Origin of the sequence: uncultured Odoribacter sp. (assembly GCF_937966165.1) — a bacterium.
Lineage (GTDB): Bacteria > Bacteroidota > Bacteroidia > Bacteroidales > Marinifilaceae > Culturomica.
Window position 1 is genome coordinate 314,528 of record NZ_CALCLB010000017.1, and the last position, 21,950, is coordinate 336,477.

Below are 21,950 nucleotides of genomic sequence, written 5' to 3' on the forward strand. Positions count from 1 at the left end.
AATAAAAACAGCCTTATATTCTACTCTACCCGGACAAGATGCTCAAAATAAAATGGCTCCTCGACCTAAGATTATAGAAGGTTATGAAGGTATACATTCCGGACCGCCCGTTAAAAGCGCTGTCCTGATATTGATTATGCCGGATAACAATGAATTGGCAATTCCGTTTATCAAACGGACAAACCGAGGGAAATATCATGCCGGACAGATTGCCCTGCCCGGAGGGAAAATGGATGCCTGCGACAAGGATGCCATAGACACAGCCTTACGGGAATGTGAAGAAGAAATCGGAGTTCCCTCAAAAGAAATCTCCATTTTGGGAACTCTAAGCGAATTATATATTCCCCTGAGTAATTATAATATTACTCCCATCGTAGGGTCCGTGCTTCAAAAACCAGAATTTATTTTATCTCCTCATGAAGTCGACAAAGTCATTTCCATTCCCTTGAAAGAATTATTTGATCCCAATCACAAATCTACTACCTCTTTCTCCCGGCATGATCACAAAATTATCGCTCCCGGATACCGGCTAGGGGAATATTTTATTTGGGGAGCAACCGCTATGATTATATACGAAATGGAACAAATCATGAAAACGAACACCAGACAGATTGAAATCAGGAAAACGAGAAAAGGAACTGTCTAAATTTTCCTTACGTCTTAAATACATTGGTATATATGTTCAAACATTAAAAAAATTAACGGCTCTCTGTGCCTGATTAAAGTTCGTCTGACGATCCCCAGCTTAAAGGACCTCCGGTCCGGACGAAATAATGAATCAAGAATGTAAACTCCGTTAGTCAGTGAAACATTCATCCGCTTCCGTCAGGAAGCATTCATCCCCTGATTCTATTAAAGATAACCTGACTATTTCTACATCTGGACTTTCTGAGCATTTTCACTCCTAAACAAAGAAACATTTTTCCCGGACAATCCTTTTATCTTTTTCCTGTAGAGAATATTTATTGCAGTTGCCGGATTCTCACTTCTATCGAAGATTGATTTTTCAATTGATCCTGTAACTCCCGGACAGGTGTTTCCCCGTAATGATAAGGATATAAAATCTTTGGATTTATCCTTTCTGCAGCTTTCACTGCCTGGGGGACAGTCATCGTATAAGGTTGATTAACCGGCAAAAAAGCGATATCGATAGCTTCCAGATTCTTCATTTCCGGTATGTCTTCGGTATCCCCGGCAATATAAATACGGGTGCCTCCTAAAGTGAGCACATACCCATTGTCCCGCCCTTTCGGATGGAATTTATCTCTTCCGGGTGTGGTATTATAAGCGGGTACAGCTTCTATAAAAAGATAAGGAGTCAATTGTCTTTTATCTCCATTTTTCATCACTATTCCTTTCTGTATTTGTTCATAAGAAGAAAGATTGCTCACAATTACCGTTCCCTCTTTTTCGGAAGCAGCAATAGCTTTAGGATCCAAATGATCGTAATGTTCATGGGTAATTAAAACAACATCTGCTTTTGGGAACTTCGCATAATCTGCATATTCAGAAATCGGATCAACCTGTATAATGTGTCCGTCATATTCAAGCATAAGACTGGCATGCTTAATAAATGTAATCTCCAGTTTTTTTCCGTCTCTTGCCGTGAATGTATCCTTTTCAAAAGGATCTGCCTTAACGGACACTGTACTCAATAGGCAACACATCATTATCATTTCATTTTTCATAAGGTATTCTTTTTATTGCCTAAAGTTACAAAAAACGCGGGAATATCCGGGAAACAAAAAATTTAAATCTTTCTGATTTACAAAAATTATCAAAGAACGGTTTTCACTGAAAGAAAAATCTTTTCCGTTATTTTTCAAACTTTTCTGTTATCTTTACAGAAGGTTTAATAGTAAAAATATGGAAATACACAAATTTAAAACAACAGCCAAATGTCAAGGTTGCGTAGCTAAAATCAGACCTTTCTTAAATCAGATTGTACCTGAAAACCAGTGGATCTTTGACCTTTCTGATCCGGATAGAATCCTGACGGTTCAAGGGGATTATTCAGATGAAAAAATCATTCAAGCGTTGCAAAAAGCCGGATTTAAAGCTGAAATGCTGAAATAAACAGGACAAAGAAAACATATCCGAAAAATTTATGAAAATTATTACTTATAATGTAAACGGTCTCAGAAGCGCTCTTTCCAAAGGTTTTACGGACTGGCTCTCAACCGAGCAGCCGGATATTGTCTGTCTGCAAGAAACAAAGGCGCAACCGGACCAGATACCGACTTTAGAGTTTGAAATGCTGGGATATCACTCTTATTTTTTTTCAGCTCTGAAAAAAGGATATAGCGGAGTCGCAATCCTCACTAAAAAAATACCGGATCAGGTAATCAGTGGCATGGGGATTCCTCCCTATGACAATGAAGGTCGTTTTATAAGAGCAGACTACGGAGACTTATCTGTGGTAAGTGTTTATCATCCCTCTGGTACAACAGGAGAAGAAAGGCAGGCTTTTAAAATGAAATGGCTGGAAGATTTTCAAAACTATGTTTTGGAATTAAAACAGGTACGTCCGCAATTAATATTATGCGGAGATTATAACATCTGCCACCGTCCTATAGATATCCACGACCCGGTCCGGAACGCCAATAGCAGTGGTTTTTTACCGGAAGAACGGGACTGGATGAGCCATTTTCTGGAAAGTGGTTTTATCGATTCTTTCCGTTATTTTCACGCCGCAGAACCTCATCATTATACCTGGTGGAGTTTCCGGGCAAACGCCCGGACCAATAACAAGGGATGGCGCATTGATTATTGTATGGTAAGCCCGGCCATTGTTCCTTTTTTAAAAGATGCTTATATATTACCGCAAATTAAACATTCAGACCACTGTCCGGCTGTACTGGAATTAACCATTTAACCGGAATTAAAAACAGGCTGTTTGAGATATTCTTCTCAGCAGCCTTACAGTCAAATATAGACGAATAGTATATTAATTTATAAACAAATCGTTATTTTTGCAGATAAAATAAATACGGCAAATTATGATAAAATCCATGACCGGCTTTGGGAAAACAACCATAGAAACCGGGAATAAAAAAATAGTCATTGAAGTTAAAAGTTTAAACTCGAAACAACCCGATATTAACCTGCGGATTCCCAATCTTTATAAAGAAAAAGAAATGGAAATCCGTAATCTGATCAAAAACCGACTGGAAAGAGGCAAAATTGATGTCTGTATTTATTTTGATAATTCAGAAACAGAAAAAGCAGTATCCATCAATCAAACGATTGTGGAACAGTATTTTAAACAGATGCTGGATGTAGCCGATACATTGGGTGTGGAAATCAACAATAATGAACTTTTACAAACGATCATGCGCTTTCCCGATACGCTCAAACAACCGTCCGAAGAACTCGACGAAACAGAATGGCTCAAATTAAAAACCGGTATCGAAGAAGCATTGGAAATGGCTGATCAATTCCGGAAACGGGAAGGAGAGGTTTTGATCCAAGATATCTTACATCGTATTGAGTTGATAAAGACTTTCGCAGCAGAAGTTCCTCAATACGAAGAAAAACGCGTCGAAGGAATACGACAGCGCTTGCAGGAGAAAATGAAAGAGTGGAAAGAGATTCAGAACATCGACCAGAACCGTATGGAACAAGAAATCATTTATTATCTGGAAAAATTAGACATTACAGAGGAGAAAGTACGATTAGCCAATCATTGCCAATATTTCACAGAAACAGTAGAGAAAGAAGAGGCTCCTGGACGGAAACTGGGATTCATAGCACAGGAAATTGGCAGGGAAATCAATACAATGGGCTCAAAAGCCAATGACCACGATATCCAGAAATTAGTCGTACGCATGAAAGACGAACTGGAAAAAATTAAAGAACAGAGCTTAAATATTTTATAATACACGGAAGAAGATTTTTCAAATTGAATACAGATTTGCCGCGTGTTAACAGCAAATGAGATGATGGGAAAAGTAATTATTTTTTCAGCTCCGAGCGGAGCGGGCAAAAGTACAATTGTCAATTACCTTTTAAGTAAAAATTTAGGATTAGAATTTTCTATTTCAGCTACCTGCAGATCTCCCAGGGGGAAAGAGCAACAGGGAAAAGAATATTATTTTTTAACACAACACGATTTTAAAGAAAAGATTGCCGCCCGGGAATTTTTAGAGTGGGAGGAAGTATATCCAGGTTGTTTTTACGGTACTCTGCAAAAAGAAGTAGAACGGATCTGGGCGAAAGGCCATACCGTTTTATTCGACGTAGACGTAAAAGGCGGAGTAAATATCAAAAAGAAATTCGGAGACCAGGCCCTGTCCATTTTTATCCAGGCCCCCTCTATTGAGGTCCTGAAAAAACGGCTTATTTCACGGGCTACAGATAGTCCGGAAAAAATCGAAGAACGAATAGCCAAAGCTGAATATGAAATGTCCTTTGCCAATAAGTTCGATACAGTAATTATCAACGATAATCTGGAAACGGCTCAAAAAGCGGCAGAAGAAAAAGTCAAAGCATTTTTAGCCCGTTAAGTGTATTTGATTCGAGAAAGTGGAAAAATGTTCCAGTTCTTTTAAGGGGATGAGGGAAGGAATGTTCCCTGACAGAACCGGGTTAACGGGATTTACACTTCATCCGAACCCCCAATTTTTTTGTCAGTAAAGGGACAAACGAGTCTTCCTCCGGTACAAAGTTTACTAATCTGGTAATCATTTGAGCTTTTAACCATTTTTACTTTTTGAACATTTTAAACACTTTCACCTGGGAACTTTTAATCCGATACCCTTTTCAGTTCACTCCTTCATCTACTTATAATCCTTTCAACACGGGCAAGCTAATGTGATATTTTACAGCTAACAGACGGGCTAAAATTACACCCGCAGCCGATATCAACTGGGTTAAAGCCGCAGGCAAATCCAACAACATACATATATAAAAAACAAATCCGCCGAATACACAAGCCAATGCATAAATCTCTTTCCGGAAAATCAAAGGGACCTCATTAATAAAAACATCCCGGATCACTCCACCGGCAGCTCCGGTTGTCATCCCCATAATAATAGCCACCCAAAAAGAAAATCCACACGTCAGGCTTTTCTCTATTCCGACAACAGCGAACAGTCCTAAACCAATGGCATCAAAAATAAAAAAAGTATTATTCAGACGGATGACATATTTTCCAAAAACAATCACAAATACCAAAGCCAGGCCTGTTACAACCATATAAGCCGGCTGAGTCATCCAGAAAGGCGTTACACCCAATAAAATATCCCGTATAGTCCCTCCCCCGATGGCGGTAGCTAATCCGACTACATAGGCTCCGAACCAATCAAATTGCTTGGCCGAAGCCAGCCGAATCCCACTGATTGCAAAAGCAAAAGTTCCGATATAATCGATAATCGTTATAAAATCCATCATCCTCTTGTCGTGAATTATAAATAAAATTTATCCTCATTACTAACCCTTACCCCTCAAACGTCCCCTCTTTTCTTTATCTTTTTATTTTAGCGGACGCAAAAGTAGTAATAAAATTATATATTTGAAATTTCGTACAAAACTAGATTTTTCCAAATTTATGAGGATGGACTTTTTGCTTTATCCCGTAAAACAAAACAGATAAAAGCAATAAACAAAAATATTTCAGCTTATTTTAGGGACAATATGACAGGACTTTTTTTCGGATCGTTTAATCCCATACACAACGGACACCTGACAATTGCGGAGTATATACTTCACCACCATTACTGTGAAGAAATCTGGCTTATTATCAGCCCCCAAAATCCCTTTAAACAAGAAATCCGATTACTGGAGGAAAGCCTGCGTTTAAAAATTGTAGAAACAGCCATCTATTCCCATCCTCATTTAAAAGCCTGCGATATTGAATTCAAAATGCCCAGGCCCTCTTATACGATTGACACGCTCCGGAAATTTTCAAAACAATATCCGGATAAAAAATTTGCTCTCATAATCGGAGAAGATAATTTAAAAAACTTTGCTCTTTGGAAAGACTCCGAGCAGATCATTTCAACTTATCCGATTTATGTCTATCCAAGGCCTCATATTCATACGGCAGATATTCATTTCCCCAATCTAATAAGAATAGACGCTCCTTTATCAGAAATTTCATCTACGGAAATCCGGAAAATGGTTCGGGAAGGAAAAGACATCAGCGCCCTGGTTCCTTCCTCTGTTTTAAAGCTTATAGAGACTTATTACAAATAAAAATTGAAAAGAATCCATCCCATCAATTTAAATAAAAGTATATCCGATTAATATTTTTAACAAGGGTCTTGTATCCGGCTTCGGGTAAATTACGTTACTTCCTAGAAAACCAATTCTTCAACGTATATGAGTTATAAAATTGCATTTTTTGACACCAAGCCTTATGATAAAGCCGCTTTCGACAAGATAAATGAAAATTACGGTTTTGATATCCGTTACCATAAAGGTCATCTCAACAGGAACAACATTGTACTGACACAAGGAGTAGATGCTGTCTGTATTTTTGTAAATGATATTGCCAATGCCGAAATTATCAACGCCTTGGCTGATAACGGGGTCAAACTGCTGGCTCTCCGTTCTGCAGGTTTTAATAATGTGGATCTGGCAGCAGCTGCAGGTAAACTGACAGTAGTCAGAGTCCCTGCTTACTCTCCTTATGCAGTAGCAGAATTTGCGGTAGCCTTGATGCTGTCTCTGAACCGGAAAATTCACCGGGCTTATTGGCGCACAAGGGACGGAAATTTCTCCTTACACGGCTTAATGGGATTTGACATGCACGGGAAAACAGCCGGCATTATCGGAACGGGAAAAATAGCCCGGATCCTTATTCAAATCCTCAAAAGTTTTGGTATGAATATAGTAGCTTATGATATTTTTCCGGACCCGAAAATCGCAGAAGAACTGCAGTTTACCTATACGACATTATCCGACCTCTACCACCATTCAGATATCATTTCTTTACATTGTCCCCTGACAGATCAAACCCGACACATGATTAACGAAGACTCGATTTCAATAATGAAAGACAACGTCATGATTATAAATACCGGAAGAGGGCAACTTATCCGTACCGAAGATTTGATCGAAGGCTTAAAAAACAAAAAAGTAGGGGCAGCTGGTTTGGATGTATATGAGGAAGAAGGACCTTATTTTTATGAAGACAAATCGGATAAAATTATTGACGATGATACACTGGCCCGTTTATTATCATTCAATAATGTAATTGTTACTTCCCATCAGGGATTTTTTACAGGAGAAGCTCTAAAAAATATAGCAGAAACGACATTAAAAAACATACAGGATTTTGCAACAGGAAAACCATTGGAAAACGAAATCAAAAACGAATCCAACTGATTTTAATAAATGCTGAAAATGTTTAAGTGTATAAATGTAAAGCGTAAACGTGTGAAAATGTTTGAAAGATTAACGACACTTTATGCCTGATTAAAGTTTGCCTAACGATCCGGCAGTTAAAGAACTTTCGGTTTAGGAGGGTTAATCAGTCTGTATTGTAAATCCGGCCAATCAGTAAAATATTCATTTGCTTGCCTGAAAAAGCATTTACCTCCTGATCCGACAAAAAATAACTTATACACAGTCACACTTAAACATTTTTACATCTAAACATTTCCGCTTTTTAAGTAATTCAGCCACTACCTACAGTTAAAATGTCTTTACGACTTTCAGTTTTCCTCAACTAAAGGTTTAAAACCGTGTCCTAGAATTTCTTTGGAATCAATGACATTAATAAAAGCATTCGGATCAATCTCCTGAATGCGGTGACGAAGTATCATCATCTCCCGACGGGTGAGAACCGTATATACAACGTTCCGGTTTTCTCCCTGATACATCCCTATAGCCGGCAATAAGGTTGCTCCCCGGTTGATATCCTGTAAAATAACTTTTTTTACAGCTTCTACATTATCGGTGACAATCATCAGCGTTTTGTATACAGATCCTCCTTCGAGCACAACATCAATGACTTTTCCTTCTATAAAGACGACAATCCAGGAATACATGGGAAGTGTCCATTCCCCAAAGGCCAATACAGTCGTAAGCGTTATAGTACAATCGACCAGTATAACCAGTTGTCCCAATGAAATATGAGTATATTTATTTAAAATCATAGCAATAATATCCGACCCGCCGGAAGTAGCCCGCGATTTAAAAATCATTCCAATTCCGATGCCATAGACAATTCCTCCAAAAATAGCGGATAAAAGTTGCTGATTTTCTCCCAAAAGTGCATCATAACCGTAGGTCGCATGAATCAATCCCATAAATAAAGGGATTGCAAAAGTACATATCACTGTTTTGATACCAAATTTGGGACCTAAAAAATAAATTCCGATGAGGAGAAGGGGAACATCCATACACAAAGCGGTAAGCTCTGTCCGCCATCCTAATAAATGATGCAAGACAATCGCTAACCCATACGTTCCTCCCGGAGCAAAACGATTGGGCTCAGCAAACAGGACTGCTCCTAAAGCAAAAACAAAACAACCACCTAGTAACCAACTATAAGTGATAAAGAAATCTTTTGAAAACAACTTTTCCTTTGTGACAAAGCTCATAGAATATTTTATTTTAAAAGTTTACGTCCCACCTATCCTTCTGGTTTTTCCGGACGTTTTTTATGCTAAAAATTTATCTCTGTTCCCTCTTTACCCACATCGCTTTTCAGAATCCGATAATCTCTTTGATTATTTATCTAACAAAAATGTTTGGGTTAAAGCTGAACGCGGACAAATTTATAAATTGTTTTCGGCATTATTTTGCTGTTTTCTGTTCAGATTAAACATATAAAAAATTGATTTTCAACATCTTAATTTTGAGAGAAATGCATAATAATACAAACGACAGCATATTTATACAAAAACATCCAGGAGAACGAAAACGATTGAAAAAAGTAATTTTATCAGGAAAGGGTGTCTTAAATACAAATCATTTTGTTTTCTGAGAAATTCCTGCAGAACTTTTCCGTAGGCTACTTACAATTGCAGACACAATCGCAATTCCTGCTCCGAACAAAAGCGACATTTTCATACTATTGCCGGGGAAGAAGGCAAACATCAAAGCAGCAATGGCAGCTCCGACCGTTTGACCCAGCAAACGGGCCATACCTAACATTCCGCTGGCCCCTCCACTCCGGTTGGGAGGAGCTGAAGCAATAATAGTGCTGTTGTTAGGCGTTAGAAAGGTCCCGAAACCAATACCCCCAATAACCATCCGCCAAATAATATCGAAATGAGTAGGATGGTCGGGTAACAGGGCTAAAAGACAAAGAGCCAGGCCAAATATTGCCAAACCAATTCCTCCCAGTATCCCACCGTTAATACGGTCCATCAGGCGGCCGGCTAAAGGCGCAGAAATCATTGTAGCCAATGGCCAGGGAGTGAGTAAAAGCCCGGTAGCCACTTCACTCAAATGCAATACTCTCTGAAAAAAGAAAGGGATAGACACCAAAGCCAGCATCTGAGCGATAAATGCAACGACTGAAGTAATTACAGATAAAGAAAAAGTACGATTATGCATCAAATCGAGTGGTAATAAAGGGAAAGGATGGTGTAACTGGCGCCGTATAAAAAAATAACCGATAGCTAACATTACAAATATTCCCGGAATCAAAATATACCAATGTATATCATGGGCAAACCCATCTATTACACAAATGAGAAGCCCGAAGGTCAAAGCATTGAGAATAGCACTTGTAACATCAAAGCGTTGTCCTTCAACTTTTACCGGATTAGCCGGAAGGAACTTTGCACTTAAACCGAAAGCGATCAAACCGATCGGCACATTAATGGCAAACAACCAAGGCCAATTAGCGACAGAAAGAATACCGGCGGCAACTGTAGGACCGGCGGCAGCGGCAACAGCTATAATCAATGCATTTGTACCCATGCCTCTGGGCAAAAGATGCGCCGGATAAATAATACGTAATAAAGCCGTATTCACACTCGTAATCGCTGCTGCCCCGAAACCTTGCAGACCACGGGCAATCACCAATGTCCAAAAGGAATCGGAAAGGGCGCAAATCAAAGAAGTAGTACTGAACAATAATAACCCGCCTACATAGACTTTTTTATATCCCCATAAGTCTCCCAAAGAAGAAAAAGCCAATAAGGAAATAGTCACAGCCAATTGAAAAGCATTGACCACCCAAATCGAACTGGCGGGATTTACATGCAAATCACCTGCAATAGTAGGCAGGGCGACATTGGCAATAGCACCGTCCAATACGGCAACAGATATACCTACGGAAATAGCAGCCATTGCCCAATTCCGTTGAGGTTTTGGTATACCATCCTGCACAATATCTTTAGCCATATCTCATCTCTATTTTTCTACTGACTTGGAAAAAACCAATCCCCCAAAACAATATTTATTCGGGTTCCGGAACTGTTTTTACAGTAGTAGTAGTGTAATAAATCGCACAACTCGTCCGCTGCAATTGCGGATAAATATTCTTCAACAAATATTTATAATGAGGCAACTGCTGAAGAGCCCTGTTTTTTTGCTGAGGTGTACGATTACTGTCTAAAATAGCCAAAACAGCTTCTTTATCCGGAAAATCCGATTTTTTTACCATTTCTGAAAATCCTTCCCAATCCTGAGGTTCTGTCTTTATTTCAATCCGGATCTTAAAGGGTCCGGAAGTATTCTCCAAATAATTTAAAAAATGATCCGCCCTTTTCATCGATAATTTTTCATTATATGCAAGGGTTCCGTCAGGAGAGGACATTCCGGTAATTACAATACGGTCCAACTGCTGAGCAGGAGCGTTTTTAATTTGAAGCAAAAGATCTCCCATTTTATTTAATTGCTCCAAATTATCCGATAAATCGGGATAAAGAAAAGAAACATTGACCGGATAGTGGAAATAAAAAGTTGCCTCCTGAGCTACCGGAATTTCTTTTCTGACATATCTGACTCTTACGGGCCCCGGACCCAACGGTATATAAACAATTCCATCCGATACGATCTGAGTAGAGGTTTGCATGGCATGGGGCGTTTCCACAATTGTAGTCGCAACCAATTTAGCCTGAGTCATCCACAATTGAAAGGGAATCACTTCATCGATCTCTATTTGCATATTCCCGGAAGTCAGCTGGAATCCCTCCCCGGAAGACAGGTTAACAGCGGACAAACCAGGCAACCGTATTGTACGATGTTTAGGTTTAAATTTGCTTCCGCTTACAATAACAGGCTTCAATGTATAGTCATGACCTGCCGCAGAAATACGCGGAATATAGACCAAACGGTCTTTGGCAGAAATAAAATCAGCCGGAATGTTCAACTTATATTTTACCCGTATGGTGTAAGGGTCTGTTTTCTGATTGACAAACAATTCGGGATGGACAGGAGAAGTGGTAAGCGGATATTTTTTTTCTTTCTCTTTTATACTACCACAAGAAAAAAACGAGAAAGCAGAAATCAAAAAAAGATAATATACAATTTTCATAACCCAGTTTTTTGGTTTAAACGAGAAGAAAAAAATAAAGTTAGAACGAAGAAAATGAATCTCTCTTTTTCAATTTAACTTTATCTTTTTTGATTTCTCATTCTTTTTTACTTCTTTTGCCTTCATAAAACAGAAGAAATGAAGCAAATGTTAAATATATGGTGGTGGTTCTGTTCATTTGTCAAAGCAAGTGGAGGAGCGTAGCTATTCTATATAACCCAATAGTTAAAACCGCAGGAAATCCACCTGCGGTTTTTTTATAATTAAAATTAAAATCTGATACAATGAACACAAAAACAAAAAGATTTATTTTACCGGAAAGCGAAATTCCGAAAGCATGGTATAATATCGTAGCGGATATGAAGAATAAACCAATACCAATATTGCATCCGGTAACCAAACAACCACTGAAAGCAGAAGATCTGTATCCTATTTTTTCTGAAGAAGTCTGCCGGCAAGAAATGAACCAGACAGATACGTGGATTGAAATCCCGGAAGCAGTGCGGGAAGAATACAAAAAATACAGATGTACTCCTTTAGTACGGGCTTATGGATTGGAAAAGGCACTGGATACTCCCGCCCACATCTATTTTAAAAATGAAAGTGTGAGTCCGGTAGGTTCTCACAAATTAAATTCGGCTTTAGCTCAGGCTTATTACTGCAAGCAGCAAGGAATTACCAATATCACTACAGAAACAGGAGCGGGCCAATGGGGAGCAGCTCTTTCCTATGCTGCCAAAGCTTTCGGACTGGAATTAGCCGTATACATGGTAAAAATCAGTTACGAACAAAAACCTTACCGGCGTTCTATCATACAAACGTTCGGAGCACAAGTCATCGCTTCCCCCAGTATGTCGACAAAAGCCGGTCGTAAAATTCTGACAGAACATCCTCATCATCAGGGAAGTTTAGGTACAGCCATTTCTGAAGCCATCGAATTGGCTATGCAAACGCCGAACTGCAAATATACTTTAGGAAGCGTCTTAAACCATGTTTCTCTACATCAGACCGTTATCGGACTGGAAGCAGAAAAACAGATGGAAATGGCCGGAGCGTATCCGGACATCATTATCGGCTGTTTCGGAGGAGGATCCAATTTTTCAGGTATTTCTTTTCCTTTTATGCGTCATACTATACTCGAAGGCAAAAAAACACGTTTTATTGCTGCGGAGCCTTCTTCCTGTCCCAAATTAACCCGGGGTATTTTCCAATATGACTTTGGAGATGAAGCCGGCTATACTCCTCTATTACCCATGTATACGCTCGGACATGATTTTGCACCGGCAAACATACATGCCGGAGGATTACGTTATCATGGAGCAGGTACAATTGTAAGTCAATTGAAAAAAGACGGCTATATGGAAGCGGTGGACATTCCTCAGCTGGAATCCTTTAAAGCCGGCACTTTATTTGCACAGGCAGAAGGAATTATTCCGGCACCGGAATCCTGTCACGCTATAGCTTCCGCTATACGCGAAGCCATGCGGGCCAAAGAAGAAGGAAAACAAAAAACAATTTTATTCAATCTCTCCGGACACGGGTTAATTGACATGGCAGCTTACGACCAGTACAATGCCGGCAATCTGATCAATTATGATTTACCTGATACAACGATCCGCTCAAGTACAGACAAGCTGGAAAAATTAATCTGAAATTACAGGAATCAAATATCCGGAAAATAAAGGAGGCATCAACGACAAAGCCTCCTTTTTTACTCTGTATCCGGAATCTTACCGAATGGGAATGTTACACATCAGGAGAAGTTTTCTTGATGTCCACTCTATTTGGAATTACTTTTTTTCATCATACGAAAATTTCTATAAAATACCGATGTCAAATTTATAAACTTTCTAATCCAGTTTCAAAACTGCCAAAAAAGCTTTTTGAGGAACTTCCACATTTCCGATCTGTTTCATCCGTTTCTTTCCTTTCTTCTGTTTCTCCAGCAATTTTCTTTTCCGGGAAATATCTCCTCCGTAACATTTGGCGGTCACATCTTTCCGTACAGCTTTTATCGTTTCCCGGGCAATAACTTTTGCCCCAATAGCCGCTTGTACAGCAATATCAAATTGCTGACGGGGGATAAGCTCTTTTAATTTTTCACATATACGGCGGCCAAATGCATAAGCATTGTCAAAATGAATCAATGCAGACAGGGCATCGACAGATTCCCCGTTCAATAAAATGTCCAGTTTCACCAGATTAGCCCTCCGGTATCCGATCTGATAGTAGTCAAAAGAAGCATATCCCTTGGTGATACTCTTCAGCTTATCGTAAAAATCAAACACAATTTCTCCTAAAGGCATTTCATACGTAATCTCGATCCGGTTACCCGTATGATATTGTTGATTAATTAAGATTCCTCTTTTTCCAAGACATAAAGTCATAATCGGTCCGATATAATCAGCCGGAGTAATAATCTGTGCCCGGATAAAAGGTTCCTCTATAAAATCAAGCGCATTGGAAGAAGGCATATCGGAAGGATTATGCATTTCATATACTTCTCCTTTCGTAGTATGGGCAATATACATTACATTCGGCACTGTCGTAATGACATTCATATCGAATTCCCGGTCCAAACGTTCCTGAATAATTTCCATATGCAACATTCCCAGGAACCCGCAACGGAATCCGAAACCCAAAGCCGCCGAAGATTCGGGTTCAAAAGTCAGAGAAGCGTCATTCAACTGTAATTTTTCGATAGAAGCTCTCAGATCTTCATAATCTTCTGCATCTATAGGATAGATACCGGCAAAAACCATAGGTTTTACTTCCTCAAATCCGTCTATCGCCACATCACAAGGATGCTCTACGTGAGTGATTGTATCCCCCACTTTTACTTCAGAAGACGTTTTTATCCCTGATATAATATATCCCACATCTCCTGTCTTCAATTCGTTCCGGGGTTCGGGTTTCAACCGGAGTACTCCAATTTCATCGGCTACATATTCCTTTCCTGTATTGACAAATTTCACCAGATCTCCCGTTTTTAAACTCCCGTTTATAATCCGGCAATAGGTAATAATTCCGCGGAAAGAATTGAACTCCGAATCAAAAATAAGAGCTTGCAATGGCTGACTCGGAAATCCTTCAGGATGAGGAATACGGGTAATAATCGCCTGCAAAATCTCTTCTACACCCAGACCCGTTTTTCCACTGGCTTCTATAATGTCTTCCCGTTTACACCCGATAAGTTCCACAATCTGATCTTTAACTTCCTCAGGCATCGCATTAGGCATATCCATTTTATTTAAAACCGGAATAATTTCCAGATTATTTTCCACAGCCAGATAGAGATTGGAAATTGTCTGGGCCTGTATCCCCTGGGTAGCGTCCACAATTAGTAAAGCTCCTTCACAAGCCGCTATCGACCGGGACACCTCGTAAGAAAAATCCACATGTCCCGGAGTGTCAATCAGATTTAAAGTATATTTTTGCCCATCATAAATGTAATCCATCTGGATAGCATGGCTTTTTATCGTAATTCCGCGTTCCCGTTCCAAATCCATATCATCCAATACCTGTGCCTGTAAATCTTTTCCTGTCACTGTTCCGGTATGCTCTAACAAACGATCCGCAAGCGTACTTTTTCCGTGATCAATATGCGCTATAATACAGAAATTCCGGATATTCTCCATATATTCAATTTTAGGCTGAAATTTAATGTTTTCTTGTTAATTGGACTCTGGAAAGCCCTTCCTCCTAATCAGGCTGTAAAGATAGTGATTTTTTATTTTAAGTAACCGATCAAAATTAATTATCCATTTCCGTATCGTAATCATCTTTGCCAAAAAAGATTACGGAAATATGGAATAAGTCGGCGGACATACAAAAAGAAATAGCCTTTTTACTCCTTTACGAAATTTCTCTTTCCACAGTTTTATTTAAATATGCTATTGGCAAAAATTTATAGGAACAGAAAAGTAAAGACAAAAAAACAGAGAGGGATAAAGACTTTGAAAAGCTTTATCCCTCTGTTACAACATTCAGGTACCCTTATTATTTTTCAGCAAAATATTTATAAAACAAAGGAATTGTCGTGATTCCATTGAAGAATTGTTCTAAAGGGAAATTTTCATTCGGGGAATGAATAGCGTCGGATTCCAAACCAAATCCCATTAAAATGGATTTTATTCCTAAAATTTCTTCAAAAGCAGCAATAACCGGGATACTCCCTCCTGAACGGAAGGGTACCGGATTTTTCCCGTACACTTCTGCATATGCCTTTTCTGCTGCTTTATACGCCGGCAAATCAATCGGGCAAACATAAGCTGGTCCTCCATGCAAAGGAGTCACTTCTACCTTCACATAATCCGGAGCGATGGATTCAAAATACTGCTTAAACAAAGTTGCAATCTGCTCGTGATTCTGATTGGGGACCAGGCGGCAACTGATTTTGGCAAAGGCTTTTGAAGGCAGTACGGTCTTTGAACCTTCTCCCGTATAGCCCCCCCAAATTCCACATACGTCAAACGTAGGGCGGATTCCCGTTCTTTCATTCGTGGTATATCCTTCTTCCCCAAACAATTCTTTTACACAAATGGCTTTCTTATAAGCTTCTAAATCAAAAGGAGCTTCTGCCATTTTAGCCCGTTCTGCAGCACTTACTTCCAAAACATCATCGTAAAAACCGGGGATAGTAATATGCCCCTTATCGTCCACCATAGCAGCTATCATCTTGGCTAAAACATTGATAGGATTTGCTACAGCTCCTCCAAAAAGTCCGGAGTGCAAATCCCGGCAAGGCCCCGTCACTTCTACCTGCCAATAAGCCAGTCCCCTCAAACCCGATGTAATAGAAGGAACATCCGGAGCGATCATACTTGTATCCGATACCAAAATGACATCTGCTTTCAGCAGGTCTTTATGCTCCTGACAAAATTTCGGTAAACTGGAAGAACCGATTTCTTCTTCTCCTTCAATCATAAATTTCACATTACAAGGCAGATTTCCGGTCCTTACCATATATTCGAAAGCTTTAGCATGCATAAAGCTCTGTCCTTTATCATCATCTGCTCCTCTTGCCCAGATTTTTCCGTCTTTTATGACCGGTTCGAAAGGCTTCGTATTCCACAATTCTACCGGATCTACCGGCATAACATCCATATGCCCGTATACCAACACCGTCGGTAAAGCAGGGTCAATGATTTTCTCTCCATAGGTAACAGGATTTCCTTCTGTTTCAAAAACCTCTGCCTTATCAGCTCCTGCACTCAACAAAATAGTTTTCCATTTTTCGGCGCATTTATACATATCCGGTTTATGTTCCATTTCGGAGGAAATGGAAGGAATACGGATTAGCTCAAACAATTCTTCCAAAAAACGCTCTTTATTCTTTTCAATATACTCCTTTATTTCTTTCATACTTTTAATTTTTGATGATTTGCTGTAAAGATATGAAATAAAATTGAGACTTAACGCAAAGTGCAGTAATAAGGCTGACAAATAGCGATTTAGGCGAAAAAAAGGAAGGAGCAAAGTTCCCTCTGAAACCAACAAAAAGCCAAGTGAGGACAGAGTTACATTACTATCCCGTTACTTTCTTTTGGCTGGCAACAGAATTTTAGATGGTTTTCAAAGAGCTGATTTACATGAATTTCAGATGTTACTTACCTGCAAATGTAACCGAAATTTCGGGGAATGGCAGTGATAGCATGAAAAAAGAAACAAATCCGATTCTTTTGCGTTGGTTGGCAGTGTTTTGCATATCAAGAAACAACTCTACAGGTAATAATTTTGCAATCAAAAAAATGTAGAGTATGGGATCAACTTTTAAAGTCTTATTTTATCTCAAACGCAATGCCCCGAAGAAGAACGGGCTTGTACCAGTCATGTGCCGTGTGACCGTGAACGGCAAAGTATCTGAGTTCAGTTGCAAACTGGATGTAGAGGAAAAATCATGGAATGTCGAACTGGGCAGGTTGTCCGGCAGAAGCCTCATTGCACAGGAAGGAAACCGGATGCTTGACAAAATTCGTGTCGGTATAAACAAAGCCTATCAGGAAATCTGCGACCGTGACAACTATGTAACCGCCGAGAAAGTGCGTAATGCTTTTTTAGGTATGGGAATGAAACCCGAAACCTTACTTGCAGTCTTTGCACAGCATAACGAGGACTACGCTAAACAAGTAGGCAAAATCAAAAGTGAGCGCAGCTATTGGAAATACTGTACTGTGTACAATCATTTGTCGGAGTTTATCAAGCAACGGTATAAAGTCAGTGATATAGCTCTCAAAATGCTATCAAATTTCCGAATCCACCTTCAGGTATTCTGTCTTGATTGGGGAAGAAACGGTCGTATGAGTTGAATGTAATATGTCCGTTTCGCTTCATGGCTTCCGTTAGGATGATGCTACCCAATCTCCTTACTTTGTATGCAGGTATCGGTTCTTGAAAGAAAATCCACACATGTGCCCCATTACCGGATCGTGAGTGTTCTATGCCGTAAGGGATTTCCCAATTCCTGCAAACAGCAATGAAAGCCTGCACGTCTTCCTTACATCCGTGAGTACAATTCTTGTCATCAAAATCAGCGCATAGGAAAGAGCATTTATTGTCGGAAACAATGACATATAGACCAATCACGTCACACCCATCCTCACCTTTTCCCTCCGGATGGCGATAGATGTCTTGGTTTATCAAAGGAGCAAAGTTCCGGTTCGGACATGATGCACACTTGTGTTGTTTTTGTCGCAGATGCCTCTACGCCATTCATTGATACAAGCTGGTTGATAGCCACATTTTTCGGTTGTCTTGCTAAACCATCTTCGTGCAAAGACATCTTCACGACCTTTGAAAAGACTGCGAAACAATGCAATTTTCTCATCAAGAGAGAAATTGACAGGATGGAACATAATGGAGGTGAATTCCGATACCTCATCCAGAATCTTCATATAAGAATAATCAATATCATGTTGCTGAAGAATTGATTTCAATTTTTCGTTTTCAGCGAGCAGCATATTATATTTTTTGATAATCACATTGTGTTTCTTTTGGATGTCCTCCATTATACACTTAAATAATTCTTTATGTGTTGTGAATTTACATAACAACCCAGGTTATCGAATATAATTCACTATATTTACACAACTAAATTGCATCTAAGAATGAAACTGAATAGAATAAAGGTGGTCTTGTTGGATAAAGGCATCTCTCAAACGTGGTTGGCGAAACAACTTGATAAGAGTTTCAGCATGGTAAATGCCTATGCTTGTAATAGAATCCAACCGAATTTGGAGACATTGCAACAGATTGCTGAGATTCTTCAAGTTGACTTGAAAGATCTGATAACTGACAAGAACGAACGTCAATAGTATTTATGGACGTCCATTATTTTTCAGTGTACAACTTCTGATAATATGGAAATATAGGAATATATATGACACCAGAAGAAAAAGCAAGGCAAAAAATAGATCAGTGGTTTATCGATGCCGGGTGGAAAGTAATTAATAGGGAAAATTACGAACCGACAAGTACAGCTGTGGCTATAAGAGAAGGGCTGCTAAAGGGTAATCTTGAAGCAGATTATTTTCTTTTCATTAACGGAAAGGCTATAGGTGTACTAGAAGCTAAAAGGGAAGATATAGACGCCTTTTCCAATAAAGTATGTGAACAAGCTGCTTTATATGCCAGAAGTGTTCCTAATATCTATCAAGCTTATCAAAAGCCATTGCCTTTCATTTTCACTTCAAATGGAAAAGATTTATATTTTTGCGATTTCCGCAAACAAGATGTTTGTTTCAAACAAATAATGACTATTCCAACTCCTTATGAACTGGTGAAGCAGTTGGGTATAAGCGATTATTTTGCCGGACTTCCGACTTTGCGTAAAAAAGGATTGCGAGACTGTCAGTACGAGGCTGTAACCGAATTGGAAAAGAGTTTGCGGAGTGGGCAAAATCGTGCCTTGATGGTGCTGGCAACGGGCGCAGGCAAAACATATACCGCTTGTCTTGCTGCATATCGTATGCTGTCATATACTCCTATGCGAAGGATTCTGTTCCTTGTAGATAGAAACAATCTTGGCAAACAAGCAGAGGGAGAGTTCGGAACCTTCCGATTGACAGAAAACGGAGATGCGTTCAATACTATATTTACAGTGAACCGACTTCGTTCCTCATCCATTCCATCTGATAGCAATGTGATTATTTCGACAATACAACGCCTTTTTTCATTCTTGAAAGGGGAAACCATCGAAGATAATGACGACGATGACGACAGCGAACCAACAGAAGAAGTAACATTGCCGCCTAACCCAAACTTGCCGCACGATTACTTTGATATGATTATCATAGACGAGTGCCACCGTTCTATTTATGGGGATTGGCGTAAAGTATTGGAATACTTCGATACGGCAAAACTTGTGGGGTTGACTGCTACGCCTATCCCAGAGACAATGGCGTTCTTCAACAACAACCGCATTGTCAACTATACATTGGAAAAAAGTATTGTTGACGGTGTAAATGTGGATTGTCGTGTATATAGAATCAAAACACAGGCTACCGAGAACGGAGGTGCTATCCTGGAGGGAGAAAAGGTGAAGGAGGAGACGCGCTATACCGGCGAGGTAAAAACCATCTGCAACAAAGAGGCGAAAACCTACACCAATAAAGAACTGAACCGAAGTATCATCAATCCGGCACAAATCAAACTTATCCTGTCCACTTATCGCGATGTAGTCTATACAGAATTGTTCAATGACCCGCAACGGGAGGCCAACTTTGACTATTTACCCAAAACATTGATATTTGCTCTCAATGAGGCTCATGCCACCAATATCGTACAGATTGCCAAAGAGGTATTTGGGCGCACTGACGATCGCTTTGTTCAAAAAATCACCTATTCGGCAGGCGACAGCAACGAACTGATACGACAATTCCGCAATGAGAAGGATTTCAGAATTGCCGTGACCTGTACATTAGTCGCCACCGGTACGGATATAAAGCCGCTTGAGGTGGTGATGTTTATGCGTGACGTAGAATCTTTGCCCCTTTACATACAGATGAAGGGGCGTGGTGTGCGTACCATCGGAGACGAGCAACTACGCAATGTCACTCCGAACGCCTTCAGTAAAGATTGTTTCTATCTGGTAGATGCTGTAGGAGTAACAGAACATGAAAAAACTATTTCTACAGCGACGGACGAACCGGCGACAAAGATAATTACTCTTAAAGAACTATTGGAACGTATCAGTCATGGCTACCTTCCCGATGAGTATCTGAAACGTCTTGCAGCAACGCTTGCCCGGATATACAACAAGGCGGACAATCCGCAACGGAATGAGTTCGCACGTTTGGCTCATGATGATATGAAGGAACTTGCTTACAGAATTTATGATGCGCTTGAAAATAACGCTCTTCCACCGTTTGTCAGCATAAATGAACCGAACAACGAGCGCAAAGGCTTGGTTTCGCCACTTGCCCATCATGCAGATGCGCGCCGATACTTGCTCATTCTCGCGGCCGGGTTTATCAATACTTTGATGCCGGGTGAAGATACGCTTATCTCTAAGGGATTCTCCCTGGAAGAAGCCAAAAGTACGACAGAGGCTTTCGAGGAATTTTGCAAGGAACATAGTGATGAGATAGAGGCGCTGCGGATTATATATAATAATGAGAGAACCCCCATTACATACGTCATGCTAAAGGATTTGGAGAACAAACTCAAAATGGCAAACAATCATTTCACATCCAAGCAGCTTTGGAACTCGTATGCCATTGTAAATCCAAACAGTGTGCGACGCTCTACCACCAAAGAAGAAAGTGAAGCTCTGACCAATATTATACAACTCGTGCGCTTCGCTTTCCGCCAAATCGAACGATTGGATAGTGTGGTCGCCACATCCAAACAATATTTCAACCTGTGGTTGGGACAAAACCAACGCGAAATAACCGACAAACAGCGTGAGATTATCGGTCGCATAGTAGATTATATCGCATCCAATGGAGCTTGTACCGTCAGGGATATCCGTGAAGATGACGCTACTCATGCAGCACAAATGATTCGTGCATTCGGTAATATGCAAAAAGCTGACGAAGCACTGTACTCTCTTTATACATTTGTAGTTCTAAGAAAAGCAGCATAAATCTATGGCAGCCAATAATACAACAGAGCAATCGCTCACTAAAAAAGTTTGGAATCTGGCAACTACTCTTGCCGGACAAGGTATCGGGTTCACCGATTATATCACTCAGTTAACCTATCTTTTATTTCTGAAGATGGATGCTGAGAACGTAAAAATGTTTGGAGAAGAATCAGCGATTCCAGCGGGCTATCAATGGTGTGATTTAATATCTCTCGATGGTCTGGAGTTGGTCAGGCAGTATGAAGAAACGCTGAAACTGCTGAGCGAACAAGAAAATTTGATTGGCACTATTTACACCAAGGCGCAAAACAAGATCGACAAGCCGGTTTATCTGAAAAAGGTCATTACCATGATTGATGAAGAGCAATGGCTCATCATGGATGGTGATGTGAAAGGTGCTATCTACGAAAGCATTCTTGAAAAGAA

At 39.9% G+C, this 21,950-nt stretch carries 18 protein-coding genes and 2 pseudogenes; 12 read left to right on the plus strand and 8 right to left on the minus strand.

Annotation, left to right across the window (positions count from 1 at the left end; translation table 11 throughout):
• The first annotated feature begins 52 nt into the window (after nt 1–52).
• The gene (locus tag Q0465_RS09240) at nt 53–646 is read left to right on the plus strand and encodes a CoA pyrophosphatase (protein WP_298615402.1); all 594 of its coding nucleotides are present in this window, start codon (nt 53–55) and stop codon (nt 644–646) included.
• Nucleotides 647–962: 316 nt separating this feature from the next.
• Here Q0465_RS09240 and Q0465_RS09245 read toward each other — a convergent pair whose 3' ends face one another.
• Nucleotides 963–1,676, minus strand: coding sequence for an MBL fold metallo-hydrolase (locus Q0465_RS09245; protein WP_298615451.1), 714 nt, complete (start codon nt 1,674–1,676; stop codon nt 963–965).
• Nucleotides 1,677–1,866: 190 nt separating this feature from the next.
• On the opposite strand from Q0465_RS09245, the gene Q0465_RS09250 reads away from it, so the two are divergent.
• The 4 genes from Q0465_RS09250 to gmk all read left to right on the plus strand — a co-directional run bounded on the left by Q0465_RS09250 (nt 1,867) and on the right by gmk (nt 4,505).
• On the plus strand, nt 1,867–2,076 hold the full coding sequence (locus Q0465_RS09250) for a heavy metal transport/detoxification protein (protein ID WP_298615405.1): 210 nt from the start codon (nt 1,867–1,869) through the stop codon (nt 2,074–2,076).
• Nucleotides 2,077–2,107: 31 nt separating this feature from the next.
• Nucleotides 2,108–2,875 (plus strand): exodeoxyribonuclease III, encoded by a 768-nt coding sequence (locus Q0465_RS09255; RefSeq protein WP_298615407.1) that lies wholly within the window; start codon nt 2,108–2,110, stop codon nt 2,873–2,875.
• A gap of 124 nt (nt 2,876–2,999) precedes the next feature.
• Complete coding sequence (locus Q0465_RS09260) at nt 3,000–3,878, plus strand: YicC/YloC family endoribonuclease (protein ID WP_298615408.1); 879 nt, start codon at nt 3,000–3,002, stop codon at nt 3,876–3,878.
• A gap of 63 nt (nt 3,879–3,941) precedes the next feature.
• Nucleotides 3,942–4,505 carry a guanylate kinase gene (gmk, locus tag Q0465_RS09265; protein WP_298615453.1) on the plus strand — a complete coding sequence of 188 codons (564 nt, stop codon included), beginning with the start codon at nt 3,942–3,944 and terminating at the stop codon, nt 4,503–4,505.
• 277 nt (nt 4,506–4,782) lie between these two features.
• Here gmk and Q0465_RS09270 read toward each other — a convergent pair whose 3' ends face one another.
• Nucleotides 4,783–5,391 carry a trimeric intracellular cation channel family protein gene (locus tag Q0465_RS09270; RefSeq protein WP_298615410.1) on the minus strand — a complete coding sequence of 203 codons (609 nt, stop codon included), beginning with the start codon at nt 5,389–5,391 and terminating at the stop codon, nt 4,783–4,785.
• 243 nt (nt 5,392–5,634) lie between these two features.
• Here Q0465_RS09270 and nadD point away from each other — a divergent pair, with 243 nt between their 5' ends.
• Nucleotides 5,635–6,195 carry a nicotinate (nicotinamide) nucleotide adenylyltransferase gene (nadD, locus tag Q0465_RS09275; protein WP_298615412.1) on the plus strand — a complete coding sequence of 187 codons (561 nt, stop codon included), beginning with the start codon at nt 5,635–5,637 and terminating at the stop codon, nt 6,193–6,195.
• A 126-nt stretch (nt 6,196–6,321) separates the two neighbouring features.
• Nucleotides 6,322–7,329, plus strand: coding sequence for a 2-hydroxyacid dehydrogenase (locus Q0465_RS09280; RefSeq protein ID WP_298615415.1), 1,008 nt, complete (start codon nt 6,322–6,324; stop codon nt 7,327–7,329).
• 329 nt (nt 7,330–7,658) lie between these two features.
• Here Q0465_RS09280 and Q0465_RS09285 read toward each other — a convergent pair whose 3' ends face one another.
• From Q0465_RS09285 to Q0465_RS09295, 3 genes are all read right to left on the minus strand, one after another.
• Nucleotides 7,659–8,549, minus strand: coding sequence for a YitT family protein (locus tag Q0465_RS09285; RefSeq protein ID WP_298615417.1), 891 nt, complete (start codon nt 8,547–8,549; stop codon nt 7,659–7,661).
• A gap of 370 nt (nt 8,550–8,919) precedes the next feature.
• Nucleotides 8,920–10,305, minus strand: coding sequence for an MFS transporter (locus Q0465_RS09290; protein ID WP_298615419.1), 1,386 nt, complete (start codon nt 10,303–10,305; stop codon nt 8,920–8,922).
• A 55-nt stretch (nt 10,306–10,360) separates the two neighbouring features.
• Nucleotides 10,361–11,440, minus strand: a complete 1,080-nt coding sequence (locus Q0465_RS09295) for a hypothetical protein (protein WP_298615423.1) — start codon at nt 11,438–11,440, stop codon at nt 10,361–10,363.
• A gap of 284 nt (nt 11,441–11,724) precedes the next feature.
• Here Q0465_RS09295 and Q0465_RS09300 point away from each other — a divergent pair, with 284 nt between their 5' ends.
• On the plus strand, nt 11,725–13,092 hold the full coding sequence (locus Q0465_RS09300; RefSeq protein ID WP_298615425.1) for a TrpB-like pyridoxal phosphate-dependent enzyme: 1,368 nt from the start codon (nt 11,725–11,727) through the stop codon (nt 13,090–13,092).
• A 198-nt stretch (nt 13,093–13,290) separates the two neighbouring features.
• Here Q0465_RS09300 and lepA read toward each other — a convergent pair whose 3' ends face one another.
• Together lepA and Q0465_RS09310 are read right to left on the minus strand one after the other, a co-directional pair.
• Nucleotides 13,291–15,078, minus strand: coding sequence for a translation elongation factor 4 (gene lepA, locus Q0465_RS09305; protein ID WP_298615427.1), 1,788 nt, complete (start codon nt 15,076–15,078; stop codon nt 13,291–13,293).
• Between the two features lie 361 nt (nt 15,079–15,439).
• Complete coding sequence (locus tag Q0465_RS09310; protein WP_298615429.1) at nt 15,440–16,804, minus strand: dipeptidase; 1,365 nt, start codon at nt 16,802–16,804, stop codon at nt 15,440–15,442.
• 395 nt (nt 16,805–17,199) lie between these two features.
• On the opposite strand from Q0465_RS09310, the pseudogene Q0465_RS09315 reads away from it, so the two are divergent.
• A pseudogene (locus Q0465_RS09315) lies at nt 17,200–17,685 on the plus strand (Arm DNA-binding domain-containing protein); the annotation flags it as partial.
• Here the strand turns inward: Q0465_RS09315 and Q0465_RS09320 are convergent.
• A pseudogene (locus Q0465_RS09320) lies at nt 17,678–18,447 on the minus strand (helicase); the annotation flags it as partial. The pseudogenes Q0465_RS09315 and Q0465_RS09320 overlap by 8 nt on opposite strands.
• A gap of 99 nt (nt 18,448–18,546) precedes the next feature.
• On the opposite strand from Q0465_RS09320, the gene Q0465_RS09325 reads away from it, so the two are divergent.
• The 3 genes from Q0465_RS09325 to Q0465_RS09335 all read left to right on the plus strand — a co-directional run.
• Nucleotides 18,547–18,753 (plus strand): helix-turn-helix domain-containing protein, encoded by a 207-nt coding sequence (locus Q0465_RS09325; RefSeq protein ID WP_298615431.1) that lies wholly within the window; start codon nt 18,547–18,549, stop codon nt 18,751–18,753.
• Between the two features lie 65 nt (nt 18,754–18,818).
• Nucleotides 18,819–21,524 carry a DEAD/DEAH box helicase family protein gene (locus Q0465_RS09330; RefSeq protein WP_298615433.1) on the plus strand — a complete coding sequence of 902 codons (2,706 nt, stop codon included), beginning with the start codon at nt 18,819–18,821 and terminating at the stop codon, nt 21,522–21,524.
• Between the two features lie 4 nt (nt 21,525–21,528).
• Nucleotides 21,529–21,950 (plus strand): type I restriction-modification system subunit M N-terminal domain-containing protein (locus Q0465_RS09335; RefSeq protein ID WP_298615435.1); only part of this gene is annotated, 422 nt, incomplete at its 3' end.

Excerpts from the sequence above, each read along its gene's own strand:
- Q0465_RS09240 (WP_298615402.1), top strand. The coding sequence starts at position 53 with ATGGCTCCTCGACCTAAGATTATAGAAGGTTATGAAGGTATACATTCC.
- Q0465_RS09245 (WP_298615451.1), bottom strand. The coding sequence starts at position 1,676 with ATGATAATGATGTGTTGCCTATTGAGTACAGTGTCCGTTAAGGCAGAT.
- Q0465_RS09250 (WP_298615405.1), top strand. The coding sequence starts at position 1,867 with ATGGAAATACACAAATTTAAAACAACAGCCAAATGTCAAGGTTGCGTA.
- Q0465_RS09255 (WP_298615407.1), top strand. The coding sequence starts at position 2,108 with ATGAAAATTATTACTTATAATGTAAACGGTCTCAGAAGCGCTCTTTCC.
- Q0465_RS09260 (WP_298615408.1), top strand. The coding sequence starts at position 3,000 with ATGATAAAATCCATGACCGGCTTTGGGAAAACAACCATAGAAACCGGG.
- gmk (WP_298615453.1), top strand. The coding sequence starts at position 3,942 with ATGGGAAAAGTAATTATTTTTTCAGCTCCGAGCGGAGCGGGCAAAAGT.
- Q0465_RS09270 (WP_298615410.1), bottom strand. The coding sequence starts at position 5,391 with ATGATGGATTTTATAACGATTATCGATTATATCGGAACTTTTGCTTTT.
- nadD (WP_298615412.1), top strand. The coding sequence starts at position 5,635 with ATGACAGGACTTTTTTTCGGATCGTTTAATCCCATACACAACGGACAC.
- Q0465_RS09280 (WP_298615415.1), top strand. The coding sequence starts at position 6,322 with ATGAGTTATAAAATTGCATTTTTTGACACCAAGCCTTATGATAAAGCC.
- Q0465_RS09285 (WP_298615417.1), bottom strand. The coding sequence starts at position 8,549 with ATGAGCTTTGTCACAAAGGAAAAGTTGTTTTCAAAAGATTTCTTTATC.
- Q0465_RS09290 (WP_298615419.1), bottom strand. The coding sequence starts at position 10,305 with ATGGCTAAAGATATTGTGCAGGATGGTATACCAAAACCTCAACGGAAT.
- Q0465_RS09295 (WP_298615423.1), bottom strand. The coding sequence starts at position 11,440 with ATGAAAATTGTATATTATCTTTTTTTGATTTCTGCTTTCTCGTTTTTT.
- Q0465_RS09300 (WP_298615425.1), top strand. The coding sequence starts at position 11,725 with ATGAACACAAAAACAAAAAGATTTATTTTACCGGAAAGCGAAATTCCG.
- lepA (WP_298615427.1), bottom strand. The coding sequence starts at position 15,078 with ATGGAGAATATCCGGAATTTCTGTATTATAGCGCATATTGATCACGGA.
- Q0465_RS09310 (WP_298615429.1), bottom strand. The coding sequence starts at position 16,804 with ATGAAAGAAATAAAGGAGTATATTGAAAAGAATAAAGAGCGTTTTTTG.
- Q0465_RS09325 (WP_298615431.1), top strand. The coding sequence starts at position 18,547 with ATGAAACTGAATAGAATAAAGGTGGTCTTGTTGGATAAAGGCATCTCT.
- Q0465_RS09330 (WP_298615433.1), top strand. The coding sequence starts at position 18,819 with ATGACACCAGAAGAAAAAGCAAGGCAAAAAATAGATCAGTGGTTTATC.